Origin of the sequence: Streptomyces sp. NBRC 110028 (genome assembly GCF_001417735.1) — a bacterium.
Classification (GTDB): domain Bacteria; phylum Actinomycetota; class Actinomycetes; order Streptomycetales; family Streptomycetaceae; genus Streptomyces.
This window is the reverse complement of the sequence record NZ_BBUZ01000024.1, coordinates 369,618-384,447: the sequence shown is the minus strand read 5'-3', so window position 1 is coordinate 384,447 and position 14,830 is coordinate 369,618. Positions and strand designations below refer to the sequence as shown.

The 14,830-nt window shown below is 74.1% G+C and carries 10 protein-coding genes; 6 read left to right on the top strand and 4 right to left on the bottom strand.

What is annotated here, in order from left to right; translation table 11 throughout:
- Positions 1 to 38: 38 nt before the first annotated feature.
- On the bottom strand, positions 39 to 3,188 hold the full coding sequence (locus ASC60_RS10995) for a glycoside hydrolase family 38 C-terminal domain-containing protein (protein ID WP_055549412.1): 3,150 nt from the start codon (positions 3,186 to 3,188) through the stop codon (positions 39 to 41).
- Positions 3,189 to 3,361: 173 nt separating this feature from the next.
- On the opposite strand from ASC60_RS10995, the gene ASC60_RS10990 reads away from it, so the two are divergent.
- The gene (locus tag ASC60_RS10990; RefSeq protein ID WP_055549410.1) at positions 3,362 to 3,814 is read left to right on the top strand and encodes an ATP-binding protein; all 453 of its coding nucleotides are present in this window, start codon (positions 3,362 to 3,364) and stop codon (positions 3,812 to 3,814) included.
- Positions 3,815 to 3,867: 53 nt separating this feature from the next.
- On the opposite strand, the gene ASC60_RS10985 is transcribed toward ASC60_RS10990, so the two are convergent.
- Complete coding sequence (locus ASC60_RS10985) at positions 3,868 to 5,067, bottom strand: DUF2637 domain-containing protein (protein ID WP_055549408.1); 1,200 nt, start codon at positions 5,065 to 5,067, stop codon at positions 3,868 to 3,870.
- A 508-nt stretch (positions 5,068 to 5,575) separates the two neighbouring features.
- Between ASC60_RS10985 and ASC60_RS10980 the strand changes: the two genes are divergently transcribed.
- Positions 5,576 to 6,238: a GntR family transcriptional regulator gene (locus ASC60_RS10980; protein ID WP_234356911.1), complete on the top strand. Its 663-nt coding sequence runs from the start codon at positions 5,576 to 5,578 to the stop codon at positions 6,236 to 6,238.
- Positions 6,239 to 6,338: 100 nt separating this feature from the next.
- Here ASC60_RS10980 and ASC60_RS10975 read toward each other — a convergent pair whose 3' ends face one another.
- On the bottom strand, positions 6,339 to 7,142 hold the full coding sequence (locus ASC60_RS10975; RefSeq protein WP_063787118.1) for a hypothetical protein: 804 nt from the start codon (positions 7,140 to 7,142) through the stop codon (positions 6,339 to 6,341).
- A 153-nt stretch (positions 7,143 to 7,295) separates the two neighbouring features.
- A complete protein-coding gene (locus tag ASC60_RS10970; protein WP_055549401.1) occupies positions 7,296 to 8,978 on the bottom strand; it encodes a PucR family transcriptional regulator in 1,683 nt (560 codons plus the stop codon).
- Between the two features lie 206 nt (positions 8,979 to 9,184).
- On the opposite strand from ASC60_RS10970, the gene ASC60_RS10965 reads away from it, so the two are divergent.
- The 4 genes from ASC60_RS10965 (at position 9,185) to ASC60_RS10950 (ending at position 14,768) form a co-directional block, all read left to right on the top strand.
- On the top strand, positions 9,185 to 10,075 hold the full coding sequence (locus ASC60_RS10965) for a xanthine dehydrogenase family protein subunit M (protein WP_055549399.1): 891 nt from the start codon (positions 9,185 to 9,187) through the stop codon (positions 10,073 to 10,075).
- A complete protein-coding gene (locus ASC60_RS10960; protein WP_055549397.1) occupies positions 10,066 to 10,608 on the top strand; it encodes a (2Fe-2S)-binding protein in 543 nt (180 codons plus the stop codon). Before ASC60_RS10965 ends, ASC60_RS10960 begins: the two co-directional genes overlap by 10 nt.
- A gap of 2 nt (positions 10,609 to 10,610) precedes the next feature.
- On the top strand, positions 10,611 to 12,995 hold the full coding sequence (gene pucD / locus ASC60_RS10955) for a xanthine dehydrogenase subunit D (protein ID WP_055549395.1): 2,385 nt from the start codon (positions 10,611 to 10,613) through the stop codon (positions 12,993 to 12,995).
- Positions 12,996 to 13,148: 153 nt separating this feature from the next.
- Entirely contained in the window at positions 13,149 to 14,768 is a 1,620-nt protein-coding gene (locus tag ASC60_RS10950) for a glycoside hydrolase family 6 protein (protein WP_234356887.1), read from the top strand.
- The last annotated feature ends 62 nt before the right edge of the window (positions 14,769 to 14,830 follow it).

Below are 14,830 nucleotides of genomic sequence, written 5' to 3'. Positions count from 1 at the left end.
CCCGGCGGTGAGGGGGCCGCCGGGCGTCCCGCCCGGTTTCAGACGGCCACCGGCCGCAGCCGCAGGGTGAGGATCTGATGCGGCCGCAGGGCCAGGCTCAGCCCGGCCGGGCCGGTGGCCGCCGGGTGCAGCGGCCGCTCCAGCAGATCGGTGACGTCCGCCGAGAGGACCGGGAAACCGGCGACGAGCGTGCCCGCCGCGCGGCCGCCGTGCGACTCGTACAGCCGCACCACCACATCCCCGCTGCGGTCCTCGGCGAGCTTCACCGACTCCACCGTGATCGCCGGGTTGTCCACCGAGAGCAGCGGGGCGGGCCCGGTCGGGCCGGTGGGCAGGGTGCGCAGCGGCAGGTTCAGGGCGAGCCCGCCGGCGACCGCGTCGCCGACGGTCGCGCCCGGCAGCAGCGCGTAGCGGAAGCGGTGGGTGCCGAGGTCCGTCTCGGGGTCGGGGCTGTGCGGGGCGCGCAGCAGCGTCAGCCGTACGGTGGTGCCCAGCACCGCGCCGTCGTCCCCCTGGTGCGTCGTACGGGTCACATCGTGGCCGTACGTGGAGTCGTTGAGCAGCGCCGCCCCGTACCCGGGCTCGGCGACCCGCAGCCAGCGGTGGGCGCAGATCTCGAAACGGGCCGCGTCCCAGCTGGTGTTGGCGTGGGTGGGGCGCTCCACATGCCCGAACTGGATCTCCGCCGTGGACTGACGGGCGTGGATGTCCAGCGGGAACGCCGCCTTGAGGACCTTCTCCGACTCGTGCCAGTCCACCTCGGTCGCGATGTCGAGGCGGTCGCTGCCCGCGGCCAGGGTCAGCTCCTCCACGACACGCGAGGCGCCGAGGGCCCCGAAGACACGGACCACGCGGACGGTCGCGCGCAGCGGACCGGACTCGGTCAGCTCGACGGACTCGGCGGCGGTGAGGTCGGTGTGGCTGCGGCGGTAGTGGCGGTCGATGTCCCAGGCGTCCCAGTGGTTGGGGTGGTCGGGGTGGAGCTGGAGGAGGTTGCCGCGCGCGCCCGGGGCCAGCACCTCGCGGCCCGCCGTCAGGTCGAGGACGGAGGTGAGCAGCCCGTCGCCGTCGATGGTGACCCGCAGCAGATCGTTGTCGAGGACGATGGCGTGGCCGTCGCTCAGCGCGGTCACCGGCGGCGCGCTCCACGTCGTACCGGCGACGGCCGCCGTGCCCAGCGCCCCCACCCGCACCCCGGCGGCCGCGCGCCCGTCGCCCAGTGGCTGCACCGGGGTGCCGGCGGGCAGGGCCGCCGCCGTCCCGGCGTCCAGGACGGCGACCTCCTCGCGCTCGTACGGCGAGGCGTTGAGCACCGCCGGGGCGCCGGACCCCGCGGCGTTCAGGGCGCCCACCGCGTCCGTGACGATCCCCTCCAGCTCGGTGCGCACCCGCGCGTACGTCTCGCGCGCCTCGCGGTGCACCCAGGCGATCGAGGAGCCCGGCAGGATGTCGTGGAACTGGTGCAGCAGCACCGTCTTCCAGATCCGGTCCAGATCGTCGTACGGATACGCGTACCCGGGCGCGTGGAGTGCGGCGGCCGTGGCCCACAGCTCGGCCTCCCGCAGCAGGTGCTCGCTGCGCCGGTTGCCCTGCTTGGTGGCGGCCTGGGTGGTGTACGTGGCCCGGTGCAGCTCCAGATACAGCTCGCCCGACCACACCGGTGCCTTCGCCCCGTACTCCCGCTCCGCCGCGCCGAAGAACACCGACGGCTTGTGGATCTCCACGCGCGGCGAGCCCTCCAGGGAGCCCAGCCGCCGCGCCTTCTCCAGCATCTCGCGGGTGGGCCCGCCCCCGCCGTCGCCCCAGCCGAACGGGACGAGGGAGCGGGTGGCGAGGCCCTTGTCGGCGAAGTTCTTCTCGGCGTGGGCGAGTTCGGCCGCGCTGAACTGGGCGTTGTAGGTGTCCACCGGCGGGAAGTGGGTGAAGACGCGGGTGCCGTCGATGCCCTCCCACCAGAAGGTGTGGTGCGGCATCTTGTTGGACTGGTTCCACGACAGCTTCTGGGTGAGGAACCAGCGCACCCCCGCCAGCTTGGCCAGTTGCGGGAAGGCCGCGGTGTAGCCGAAGGAGTCCGGCAGCCAGATCTCCTCGGTGTCCACCCCCAGCTCCTCCAGGAAGAACCGCTTGCCGTGCACGATCTGCCGGGCCAGGGCCTCGCCGCCGGGCATGTTGGCGTCCGACTCGACCCACATCGAGCCGACCGGCGCCCAGGTGCCGTCCGCGACCGCCTTCTTGATCCGCTCCCAGATGTGCGGCTGGTGCTCCTTGACCCAGGCGTACTGCTGCGCCTGCGAGCACGCGAACACCAGCTCCGGATAGTCCTCCGCGAGCGCGGTGACATTGGCGAACGTACGGGACGCCTTGCGCACGGTCTCGCGCAGCGGCCACAGCCACGCCGAGTCGATGTGGGCGTGCCCGGCCGCCGAGACGCGGTGCGCGCTGGCGTGCGCGGGGCGCTGAAGCACCTCGGTCAGCTCGGCGCGGGCGGCGGCCGCGGTGGCGGGCACATCGTGCAGGTCGAGCGCGTCGAGCGCGTTCTCCAGGGCGCGCAGGATCTCGTGGCGGCGCGGCCGGTCCGCGGGCAGCTCCCGCATCAGCTCGGACAGCACCTCGATGTCCAGCACCAGATGCCATACGTTCTCGTCGAGGACGGCCACATCGGCGGAGACGAAGCGGTACAGCGGCCGGTCCCCCGCGGTGAGGACGTCGCCGAGCGGGGTCGGGGCGAAGCCGTCGCGCAGCACGGACGGATTGGCGGCCGCCTCCAGCAGCAGCCGCACGGGCTCGCCTCCGGCGGCCGGGGCCGCTACGGGGATGTGCCGGTTACGTGGATGGATGCCCTTGAGCGGTACGCCGTGCGCGTCGTACACCAGCCCCTCGGCCTGGAAGCCCGGGCCGTCGTCGGTGAAGCCGGGGTCGATGACCACCTCCACCCGCCGCCCCGCCCACTCCGCCGGTACCGCGCCCTCCAGCCGGAACCACCAGGTCGACCACGGCTCGCCCCACTCCGTGCCGGCCGTGAACGGCTCGTACGCACCGTCGAGCGCCTCGGCGACCGGGACCGGTTCGCCGGGGGCACGCCAGGCGTACAGGGAGAGGGGAACGCGCGCCGGGTACTGGGCGGGCCGGATGAACTGGTGCAGCGCCCGCTCCAGGCGCCCCTCCACCAACAGTCGGTCGTCGTGCATCGGGCGGCTCCTCGGCTCGGCTCAGCGGATCACCCCAGATGCTTTCCCCTGGTGTGTGGCACGGCAACAGGCGGGAATGCATTCCGTGAGCGTGTTCGACGGCATTCGACGTCGGCCGCGTCGAGCGGCCGGGGCGGGGGAGGATGAAGCGTCAGCCTGTACGGCGGGGCCGGATGACCAACCGGCCGGACTCTGGGGCGGTGGCCATCGAAGGGGAGCGGGGCCGGTCCCTCGGCAAGCGACTGAGGCATGACGACTACGAGGCGGTGGCGGACGTCCGCGCCGCGCTGCGCGAGCTGCTGCGGCACTGGGGCGGGCCCGGCCGGGCCGATCTCGCCGAGCTGCTGACGAGCGAGCTGGTGACGAACGCACTGGTGCACACCGACCGGGGCGCGCACATCACGGCCACCTTGGGCGGGGGGATCGCCGGGCCGGTGGCGGGCCGATTACGGGTCGAGGTGCGGGACTTCGTCTCCCGTCACCCGACGCTGCGCGGCCACCCCCCGGAGGACAGCACCTCCGGGAGGGGCCTGCTGCTGGTGCACACGCTCGCGGACGCGTGGGGCGTACGGGCCCACGGCGTGGGCAAAGCGGTCTGGTTCGAGCTGGACGCGGACGGCGCCTGACGCCACCGGCCGCCCGCTCCGGTCCGGAAGGCTCCGGTCCGGAAGGACCCGTCTCAGCCGAACTGCCGCTCGATCTGCGCGAGCTTCTCCTCCAGGGAGTCCAGCCGGGGAATGGTCAGGGTGTCGTCCTCGGCGGTGAGGTCGACGGTCCGCGCCTTGTCCCCGTCCTTGTCGTCCCTGGCGTCCTTGTCCTTCGCCCTGTCCCGGTCGGCTTCGGTGGCGCCGGCGTCACCGAAGCCGAAGCTGAAATCCAGCTCACGGTTCCAGTCCCGCTCCCGGTGTTCGCGGCGGCGGGCCTCAGCCCCGTCCGCGGACTGCAAGGCCGGCCGAGCTGAGGGCGCTGACAGCTCGGCCGCCTCGGCTTTTCCCAGCGCGTTCTCCTCCATGGCGGGCTCCGCGCCGAGCTGCGGCGGCTGTGCCGCGGGGGTGACGTCCACCTGGCGGCCACCGCCCCGGCCCCACGCCCGGTGCTGCCGGTTGAGCGCCCGGATCCTGGCCTTGTCCAGCTTCTCCTGGTCCCGGCGGCGGTTGCGGTTCTGCTCCTTCTCGCGCCGGTCCTCGCGGACCTCCTCGACCGCCTCGTCCAGCGTCCGTACGTTCTCCAGCAGCATCAGCGACCACGCGCCGAAGGTCTCGCGCGGGGCGCGCAGCCAGCGGACGATACGGATCTGCGGCAGCGGGCGGGGCACCAGGCCCTGCTCGCGCAGCGCCGCCCGGCGGGTCTGCTTGAGCGCGCGGTCGAAGAGGACCGCGGCCGACAACGACATGCCCGCGAAGAACTGCGGCGCGCCGTCGTGGCCCATGCCGCGCGGGGCGTGCACCCAGTTGAACCAGGCGGCGGCGCCCGCGAACAGCCACACCAGCAGCCGGGAGCCGAGCGCCGCGTCACCGTGGCTGGCCTCGCGCACCGCCAGCACCGAGCAGAACATCGCGGCGCCGTCCAGCCCGAACGGCACCAGGTACTCCCAGCCGCCCGACAGGTTCAGGTTCTGCTGCCCGAAGCCCACGAGGCCGTGGAAGGAGAGCGCGGCCGCGACCGCGGCACAGCAGAACAGCAGGACGTACGAGGCCATCCCGTAGATGGCCTCCTTGCGCCGGCGGCGCTCCTCGCTGCGCTCCCAGGAGTCGGTGATCCCGTTCTCGTCCTTCTTCCCGTTACGGCCGCGCGCGAGGACAACTCCCGCCCCCACGACTCCGACGAGCGCTATGACGACTGGCAGGGCCCAGCCCAGCGATATGTCAGTCAGTCTCATCCGGTGCCCCTTGCCTCGCTTCCGTGAAGTTCTGGCCGCAGTACGGCCCTACTCGCGCGACATCCTGGCGGAATCGTTCCGGGCCTCAAGCGGTTTCCGGACAAGAGGCCGCCAAGTGGGCGGGGGGACACGCGGATAGGTGCGATACGGTTCGAACGCTCGCTCGTTGCAAGCGGCTTGATTCTATTCACGGAACCCGAGTGCGGGTAAACCCGATCCGTCGGCTTGCCATTCGCCGTCCGAACCTCTTAGTGATCTTTCCCTGCCACTGTCCGGCAGCGGGCGCTTCGCGGGCGCCGCGTGCGTGGCCGAAAGGCGTCGCTCCCCGGTCCGGTCCGGATCGGAGGCGGGGAGCGGTGCGGGCCGGAGAATGTGGCAAGGGTCATGCCGGGCCCCGTCCGCTCGGAGCGACCGCTGCGCGTGGGCTTTGTCCTCGGGCGGCATCCGCATATCGTTTCGATGGGATGTCAGGAGGACCCGAGTGGAGCAGGCCGAAGCCGAGGCGGCGATGGAGCCGCGGAATCCCTCCGGCGTGCCCGTGGCGCGCCAGTCCCCGCGCCGCCACTCCGTGCGCGGACAGATCCTGGACGCCCTGCGGGACGCGCTGGTCGGGGGCGAGCTGACCCCGGGCGAGGTGTACTCCGCCCCGGCCCTCGCCGACCGTTTCGGCGTCTCGCCCACCCCCGTGCGCGAGGCCATGCAGCAGCTCGCCGGTGAGGGTGCCGTCGAGGTCGTACCGAACCGCGGCTTCCGGGTGGCCCGGCGCAGCGCGCGCGAGCTGGCCGAGCTGGCCGAGGTCCGCGCCCTGCTGGAGGTCCCGGTGATGCTCAGCCTGGCCCGGGCGGTCGCGCCCGAGCGCTGGGCGCGGCTGCGGCCGTTCGCGGAGGCGACGGCGACGGCCGCCGCGAAGGGCGACCGTGCCGCCTACCTGGAGTCGGACCGCACGTTCCACCAGTCGGTGCTGAGCCTGGCCGGGAACCAGCAGCTGGTCGTCGTCGCCGACGAACTCCACCGCCGTGCCCAGTGGCCGCTGGCCTGCGGTCGCGCGGTCCGCACCGCCGATCTGGTCGCCGACGCGGCCGAGCACATGGCGCTGCTGGACGCGCTCGCCGCGCGCGATCTGGATGTGGTGGAGTCGCTGGTCCGCGAGCACTTCACGTCCGGGGCCTGAGCCGGTGTGCGGGGGCGGAAGCCCCCGCACACCCGCCGGGGCCCCGCCCCCGCACCCCGCTCCTCAAGCGCCGGAGGGGCCGGGTGGTGGAGCGGCGCCGTCAGGGCGATTCGTCGGCGTCCGGGTTGGCCACTAATTGCTCGGCCAGCCAGACCGGGACGCCGCCCAGCAGCCGCACCAGTCGCCGCGCCTCGGCGCGCAGCCGGTGGGCCTCCGGCTCGTCCTCGACGTCCGCCAGGGACGCCAGGGCGGGGGCGATGCCTACCAGGTAGCCCAGCTCCTCGCGGATCCGCAGCGATTCGGCGAAGCCGCGGCGGGCCTCGGCGACGTTGCCCTCCTCCTCGGCCATCCCGGCCAGATGGCGCCAGGTGAACGAGCGCAGCAGCGTGTCGCCGTGTGCGGCGGCGCCCGCGTGGGCGCGCTGGAAGGCGGCCTGGGCGCCGGTGGGGTTGTGGGCGAGGTGCTGGGAGATCAGCCCGCGCCGGAAGTCCAGCAGTGGGCGGGTGGGCGAGCCGGGGCCGAGCAGCGCGGCCGCCCGGCCGAGGGCGGTGCGCGCCTCGTCGGCGCGGTCCCGGTTCCCGAGCAGGGTGGAGGCGTACGCCAGATAGCCGCGCTCGCACGCGATGGCGCCCCGCTCGTCGTCGGTCAGGGCCAGGGCCTCCGCCGCCCGCAGCGCGTCCTCGGCCGCGTCCCAGCCCTGGGAGGTGTACATGCACCGCTCGATCAGGATCGCGCTGCGCTTGAGGGCCACGGCCGCGTCGCCGGCGGCGTGCGGGGCGAGCAGTTCGGCGGCGTCCTTCCAGCACGCCCGTGAGCGCAGCCGCCACACCGCCGTGTCGAGCGGGTCGTCCGCCCGCCCGGGCCGTAGGCCGGTATCGGAGTTCGACGATCCAGGTGGTGACATGGCGGTGTCCGCCACATTGCCCTCCCCAAGCGCGCCATCGAGCCGGAAGCCGTTGCCGAATCTCAACACGGAAGCGCGGGCCCGGCCAAGGGGTTGGTGTGAATGAATTCACAAACCACCGGCGAGAGTGGTGGTCGCGGGGGACTTCCGGCGTCAGCTCATGCGCAGGGCGAGGAAGAAGTCCAGTTTGTCCTCCAGCCGGGACAGGTCGCGCCCGGTCAGCTGTTCGATCCGGCCCACCCGGTAGCGCAGCGTGTTGACGTGCAGATGCAGCCGTGCCGCGCACCGCGTCCAGGAGCCGTCGCACTCCAGGAACGCCTCCAGGGTCGGGATCAGCTCGGCCCGGTGGCGGCGGTCGTACGCGCGCAGCGGGTCCAGCAGCCGGGCGGTGAAGGCGCGGCGCACGTCGTCCGGGACGAAGGGGAGCAGCAGTACGTGCGAGGCCAGCTCCTGGTGCCCGGCCGCGCTGACCCGGCCCGGCCGCGCGGCGGCCACCCGGCGGGCGTGCCGGGCCTCCTCCAGCGCGCCGCGCAGCGCCTCGGCGGAGTGCACGGGGGCGCTGACGCCCAGGGTCAGCCGGGCGTCGTCGGCGAGCCCGCGGGCGAGCGGTTCGCCGACGGCGGCGAGCAGCGCGTCCGCGTGCAGCCCCGCCTCGGCGCCCTCCGCCTCGTCGGAACCGTCGTCGGCGGGGGCGGGCAGCGGGAGGAGCGCCACCGCCTCGTCGCCGGTGTGCGCCACCGCGATCCGGTCCGCGGGCCCGGCCCCGGTCGAACGCGGGTCCACCAGGATCTCTTCCAGCAGGGCCTGGGCCACCTCACCCTCGCCGCCGGGTGTCCCCTCCATCCGCGCCACCACGACCTGCCAGTGCGGTGCCGCGCCGCCGAGCCCCGGCAGCAGCACCGGCGCCGTGACCCGCAGCCGGGCCGCGACCTCGGCGGACGGCGCGCCCGCCTGGACCAGCTCCAGCACCTCCTGGGCGAGCTGCCGCCGCACCGTACCGGCCTCGTCCCGCCGCCCGCGCTCGACCGCGATCAGCTGGGTGACCCCGTACAGCAGGTCCAGCCGCTCCTCCGGCCAGTCACCGGCGTCCGCGGCGACCGCCAGCAGCCAGTCGGCGAGCGGCGTCGCGTGCGGGGCGCCGGTGCCGCCGCTCGTACCGCCGCGGATGGGGAAGAGGGAGTACGTCACGCCGTCGGCGGCGGTCAGCCGGTGCGGGCCCTGGCGCCCGGCGTGCCGGGCGGCCAGGTGCTCACCGGCCAGCTGGGCGCGGACCGGCCGCGGCAGCTCCGCGGCCGCGGGGCCGGTCGGGCCCGCGATCGGGCGGCCGGTGGGGGAGAGCACCCAGGCGGCCAGGTCGAGGTCCGAGCCGAGCAGGTCGAGCACCACCTCCGGCCCGCCGCCCGCGGCCCCCGGGGTCATCAGCCGCCGGTGCCGTTCCACCACGGCGGCCAGGTCCCCGGCCCGCTCGCCGGAGACCTGCCGTACGACGTGCTCGGTGACCGACGCGAACGCCACGTCCTCGACCACGGAGAACAGCGGCAGCCGGTGCCGCGCGCAGGCCAGCACCAGATCCTCGGGTACGGGACCCAGCTCGGCCTCGCCCGCCGCGAGCCCGGCGACCCCGGCGGCCGCCAGGATCTGGACGAACCGCTCGGAGTCGTCCGGCTCCCGCCGCCACGCCAGCCCCGTCAGCACCAGTTCGCCGCCCGACAGATAGCGGCTCGGATCGCGCAGATCGGTGGTCATCACGCCGCGTACGGTGCGGTCCAGCTCGTCCTCGCCGCCGAGCAGGCGCAGGCCCAGGGCGTCGGTTTCCAGCAGTGCGCGCAGCCGCATGGTGATGTCAGCCGATCTTGTCTTTGTCACCGGTCGAATACCGCGAGGTTTCCGCTCCCCGTCGTTCGTTCGAATCTACAAGACCGGGCCGCTGGCCAGCCAATTGCTTCATGCCTTCGGTGACTGCCCCGGGGCCCGCCGTGGGGGTCTACTGGACTGGGAGCCGCGTGCACGAGTTCCTTCAGGACTGGTGAGAAGAGAGGCCCATGGACTTCCTGCGCCCCGCCGACTGGCCGGCGGCGCTCGCCGCGAAGGCCGAGCACCCCGACGCCGTGCCCATCGCGGGTGGCACCGATGTGATGGTCGAGATCAACTTTGATCACCGGCGGCCCGAACGGCTGCTGGATCTGACCCGCATCGGCGAACTGGAGGCGTGGGAGACCGGTGAGCGGACGGTCCGGCTGGGCGCCGGGGTGCCGTACAGCCGGATCATCGAGCGGCTGCGCACCGAGCTGCCCGGTCTCGCGCTCGCCTCGCGCACCGTCGGTTCGCCGCAGATCCGCAACCGGGGCACGGTGGGCGGCAACCTCGGCGCGGCCTCGCCCGCCGGGGACGCGCATCCGGCGCTGCTGGCGGCCGGGGCCGAGGTGGAGGTGGCCTCGGTGCGCGGCACCCGGATGATCCCGGTCGAGGAGTTCTACACCGGGGTGAAGCGCAACGCGCTGGCGCCCGACGAGCTGATCAGGGCCGTCCACATCGACAAGGCCGACGGGCCGCAGCAGTTCTCCAAGGTCGGCACCCGCAACGCCATGGTCATCGCGGTGTGCGCGTTCGCCCTCGCGCTGCATCCGCGCACCCGCACCGTACGGACCGGCGTCGGCTCCGCCGCGCCCACCCCGGTGCGAGCCCGGGCGGCGGAGGACTTCCTGAACGCGGCGCTCGCGGAGGGCGCCTTCTGGGACAGCGGAGAAACGATTCCACCGGCGGTCGCCCGGGAGTTCGCCCAGCTGTGCGCGGGCGCGTGCGACCCCATCGACGACGTACGCGGCAGCGCCGCCTACCGCCGCCACGCGGTGACGGTCATGGCGCGCCGCACGCTCGGCTGGACCTGGCAGGCGTACCGCGAGGGCGAAGGGAGGGCGGCGGCATGCGCGTGAACATGACCGTCAACGGCCGGCCGCAGCAGGCCGACGACGTCTGGGAGGGCGAGTCCCTGCTGTACGTGCTGCGCGAACGGCTGGGCCTGCCGGGCTCGAAGAACGCCTGTGAGCAGGGCGAATGCGGATCGTGCACGGTCCGCCTCGACGGCGTTCCGGTGTGCGCGTGCCTGGTGGCGGCGGGGCAGGCCGAGGGGCGCGAGGTGGTGACCGTCGAAGGGCTCCCCCGATACGCGGAGGACCGCGCGGCGGGCGAGCCGGGCGCGGGCAAGCCCGGGGCGGCGGAGGCCCCGCTCGCCCCCGTCCAGCAGGCGTTCATCGACGCGGGCGCCGTGCAGTGCGGCTTCTGCACCCCGGGCCTGCTGGTCGCCGCCGACGAGCTGCTGGAACGGCACCCCGACCCGTCCGACGCCGACATCCGCGAGGCGCTGTCCGGCAACCTGTGCCGCTGCACCGGCTACGAGAAGATCCTCGACGCGGTGCGCCTCGCCGCCGCCCGCACCGCCGCCGCGGCCGAAGGGGAGGCGAGCTGACCATGCGACCCGACCGCACCCCCACCCGGATCACCCAGGCTCATCTGACCCAGGCCCATCTGACCGAGGGCCGGGGCAAGGGTCACATCGGCGAATCCACCCTCCGCCCCGACGGCACGCTCAAGGTGACCGGCGAGTTCGCGTACTCCTCCGACCTGTGGCACGAGGACATGCTGTGGGGCTTCACCCTGCGCAGCCCCCACGCCCACGCCCAGATCCGGTCCATCGACATCAGCGGGGCGCTGACCCTGCCCGGCGTCCATGCCGTCATGACCCACGACGACCTCCCGGCCGCCACCCACTACGGGCTGGAGATCCACGACCAGCCCGTCCTCGCCAAGGACCGGGTCCGCTACCACGGCGAGGCCGTCGCCATCGTCGCCGCCGACCACCCCGAGACCGCCCGCCGCGCCGCCGCCCGCATCAAGGTCGACTACGCCGAGCTGCCGCTCGTGGTCGACGAGGCCACCGCCACCGCGCCCGGCGCGCCGCTGCTCCACCCCGACCGCGCCGACCACCACGCCGCCCACGCCCCGCACCCCAACGTCGTCCACCGCCAGCCCGTGCGGCGCGGCGACGTGGCCGCCGCCAGGGCCCGCGCCGACGTCGTCGTCCGCCGGGACTACGAGGTCGGCATGCAGGACCAGGCCTTCCTGGGCCCGGAGTCCGGGCTCGCGGTGCCCGCCGAGGACGGTGGCATCGACCTCTACATCGCCACCCAGTGGCTGCACGTGGACCGCGACCAGCTCGCCCCGGTGCTCGGCCTGCCGCCCGACAAGGTGCGGCTGACGCTCTCCGGCGTGGGCGGGGCGTTCGGGGCGCGCGAGGACCTGTCCATGCAGGCGCACGCCAGTCTGCTGGCGCTCCGCACCGGCAAACCCGTGAAGATCGTCTACAACCGGTACGAGTCGTTTTTCGGCCACGTCCACCGGCACCCCGCCAAGCTCACCTACGAGCACGGCGCCACCCGCGACGGACGGTTGCTCTACGTCCAGGCCCGTATCGTCCTGGACGGCGGAGCGTACGCCTCCTCCTCCCCGGCGGTCGTCGGCAACGCCGCCTCCCTGGCGATCGGCCCCTACGTCGTCGAGCATGTGGACGTCGAAGCGCTCGCCCTCTACTCCAACAACCCGCCCTGCGGCGCCATGCGCGGCTTCGGCGCGGTCCAGGCGTGCTTCGCCTACGAGGCCCAGATGGACGCCGTCGCCCAGGAACTCGGCCTGCACCCCGTCGAGTTCCGGCAGCGCAACGCCATGGCGCAGGGCGCCACCATGCCCACCGGCCAGATCGTGGACTCCCCGGCCCCCGTCGCCGAGATCCTGCGCCGGGTCCGGGACCTCCCCCTCCCGCCGGAGCGCGCCTGGGAGACGGCGGACGGGGACGTCGACGTCCGCGCCCTGCCCGGCGGCCTGTCCAACACCACCCACGGCGAGAGCGTGGTGCGGGGAGTCGGGTACGCGGTCGGCATCAAGAACGTCGGCTTCTCCGAGGGCTTCGACGACTACTCCACGGCCCGGGTGCGGCTGGAGGTCATCGGCGGCGAACCCGTCGCCCTGGTCCACACCGCGATGGCCGAGGTCGGCCAGGGCGGCGTCACCGTCCACGCCCAGATCGCCCGTACCGAACTCGGCGTCAGCCAGGTCACCATCCACCCCGCCGACACCCGGGTCGGCTCCGCGGGCTCCACCTCCGCCTCCCGCCAGACGTACATGACCGGCGGCGCCGTCAAACACACCTGCGAGGCGGTGCGGCAGGAGGTCTTCCGCCGCTGCGGTGCCCCCGGCGGTGACACGGAGCTGCGCTTGCGGGACGGCAAGGTGGTCACGGCCACCGGCGAGGTCGTCGCCGACCTGACGGACCTCCTCGGCGACGACCCCATCGACATCGAGAAGGAGTTCCGGCACCGCCCCACCGAGCCCTTCGACCTCACGACCGGTCAGGGCTCCGGCCACGTCCAGTACTCCTTCTGCGCCCATCGCGCCGTCGTCGAGGTCGACACCGAACTCGGCCTGGTCAAGGTCATCGAACTGGCGGCCGCCCAGGACGTCGGCAAGGCACTCAACCCGCTTTCCGTCGTCGGCCAGATCCAGGGCGGCTCCACGCAGGGGCTGGGTCTCGCCGTGATGGAGGAGATCCTGGTCTCGGACGGCGCGCGCGTGCGCAACCCGTCCTTCACGGACTATCTGATCCCCACCATCCTCGACACCCCGACGATGCCCGTCGACATCCTCGAACTGGCCGACCACCACGCCCCCTACGGCCTGCGGGGCGTCGGCGAGGCCCCGACCCTCTCCTCCACCCCGGCGGTCGTCGCGGCCGTCCGCGCCGCCACGGGCCTCCGGCTGGGGCGGGTGCCGGTGCGCCCGGAGCACCTGACGGGTACGTAGCCCCCGGTGGCGTTCCGTCGGATTGTCCGACGGAACGCCACCCCTGGGCGGGAATCGGGTTGCGCCACCCGGCGGACGCTCGCGTTGCCGGGCCCCGGGTTCTGAGTGAGCCTCAGATCCGACCTACGCGACCCGCCCCCTTGGAGTACGCCTGTGCGCACGAGACGGAAAACCCTCGCCGTGTCGGTGGCCGTTCTGGCCGCAACGTCCCTTCCCGTACTGAGCGGTTCGACCGTTCAGGCCGCCGTACAGGAGCGCGCCGCCGCGCCCTCGCGTGGCCTGCCCCTCTACGTCCCCCCGGCCGACCGCGCCTCATACCGTCAGGTGACCCGGCTCGCCTGGCGGGGGGACTACCGCACGGCCGCCGGACTCCTCGCCATGGTGCGCACCCCGCAGGCGGTCTGGTACGGGGACGAGTCCCCGGCCCGGGTCGCGCGCCTGGTCCGGATGACCACGAGCGACGCGGCACGGCGGGGCAGACTGCCGGTGCTCGCCCTCTACAACGTGCCCGGCCGTGACTGCGGCAGCTACTCCGCAGGGGGAGCGCGGACCACCGAGGAGTACGAGGCGTGGATCGACGCCGTGGCCGAGGGCATCGGCGACCGCGAGGTGATGGTCGTCCTCGAACCCGACTCACTGGCGCTGCTGCCGTCCGACTGCGGTGAGCAGGCGAGCGAGGACACCCCCGCGGAGACCCCGGCCACGACCCCGACCCCGGCCACGACCCCGACCCCGGCCACGACCCCGACCACGACCACGGCCCCGGCCACGATCCCGGCCCCGGCCACGACCCCGGCCCCGGAGGCCGGCCCGTCCGCGGGCGCCGGTACGGAGACGGGCGCGGGCGCGGGCGCGTACGCGGGCACGGGCGCTGCCGCGGCCGGGCCCGCGCTCACCGAGCCCACCACCGCCCCCTCCCCGGAACCGCAGCCCGCCACCGTCCCCGCCCCCGGCGCGGCCGTCACCGCCGGAACCCCGGCCCCCTCCCAGGAACCGACCCCGTTCCTCCCCGCCGACCCCGCCGACCTCGACAAACAGCCCGAGGCCGGCGACCAGGCGCCGCCCGACGAGCCCGAACTCGAAGCCGAGCCGGAGACCGGCGAGGACAGGCTGACCGAGGCCCGCTACACCGAGATCAAGTACGCGGTCGACACCCTCATGGCGCTCGGCAACGCCAAGGTGTACCTCGACGCGGGCCACGCGGGCTGGCACACCGTCAGCAGCATCGTGCCGCGCCTCGTCCAGGCCGGTGTCGACGAGGCCACCGGCTTCGCCCTCAACGTCTCGCACTACCAGACGGACGAGGCCACCGCCCTGTACGGGCGGCTGATCTCCGCGTGCCTGGCCTACGTCGGCGACGGCGGCGACCCGGCCGCCTGCCCCGAGCGGGACTGGTCGCGGCGCCACCTCCGGGCGTGGCTGCGCGCCCACGAACCGCACGACCCGTCGGAGATGAAGCACTTCGTCACCGACACCAGCCGCAACGGCCGCGGCCCCTGGACACCCCCGAACAGCCGTCACGCGGACCCCCAGTCCTGGTGCAACCCGCCCCGCCGCGGCCTCGGCGCCCGCCCCACCACCGCCACCGGCGACCCGCTGCACGACGCCGCCCTGTGGGTGAAGACCCCCGGCCAGTCCGACGGCCGCTGCTTCCGTGGCACCCCCGGCCCCTCGGACCCGGTGCGCGGCACGGTGAACCCCGAGGCGGGCCGGTGGTTCCCCGACCAGGCCCAGGAACTCGTACGCTTCGCCCGTCCCTCGCTCACCCCCTGACCCCGCCCGCTGACACCCCCGCGATCCGTGGACCGGTACGGCCCGTGGACCGGTACGGCGGC

What these genes read in the sequence shown, in the direction of transcription:
- ASC60_RS10995 (WP_055549412.1), bottom strand. Translation starts at nt 3,188, where the DNA reads ATGCACGACGACCGACTGTTGGTGGAGGGGCGCCTGGAGCGGGCGCTG.
- ASC60_RS10990 (WP_055549410.1), top strand. Translation starts at nt 3,362, where the DNA reads ATGACCAACCGGCCGGACTCTGGGGCGGTGGCCATCGAAGGGGAGCGG.
- ASC60_RS10985 (WP_055549408.1), bottom strand. Translation starts at nt 5,067, where the DNA reads ATGAGACTGACTGACATATCGCTGGGCTGGGCCCTGCCAGTCGTCATA.
- ASC60_RS10980 (WP_234356911.1), top strand. Translation starts at nt 5,576, where the DNA reads ATGGAGCCGCGGAATCCCTCCGGCGTGCCCGTGGCGCGCCAGTCCCCG.
- ASC60_RS10975 (WP_063787118.1), bottom strand. Translation starts at nt 7,142, where the DNA reads ATGTCACCACCTGGATCGTCGAACTCCGATACCGGCCTACGGCCCGGG.
- ASC60_RS10970 (WP_055549401.1), bottom strand. Translation starts at nt 8,978, where the DNA reads ATGCGGCTGCGCGCACTGCTGGAAACCGACGCCCTGGGCCTGCGCCTG.
- ASC60_RS10965 (WP_055549399.1), top strand. Translation starts at nt 9,185, where the DNA reads ATGGACTTCCTGCGCCCCGCCGACTGGCCGGCGGCGCTCGCCGCGAAG.
- ASC60_RS10960 (WP_055549397.1), top strand. Translation starts at nt 10,066, where the DNA reads ATGCGCGTGAACATGACCGTCAACGGCCGGCCGCAGCAGGCCGACGAC.
- pucD (WP_055549395.1), top strand. Translation starts at nt 10,611, where the DNA reads ATGCGACCCGACCGCACCCCCACCCGGATCACCCAGGCTCATCTGACC.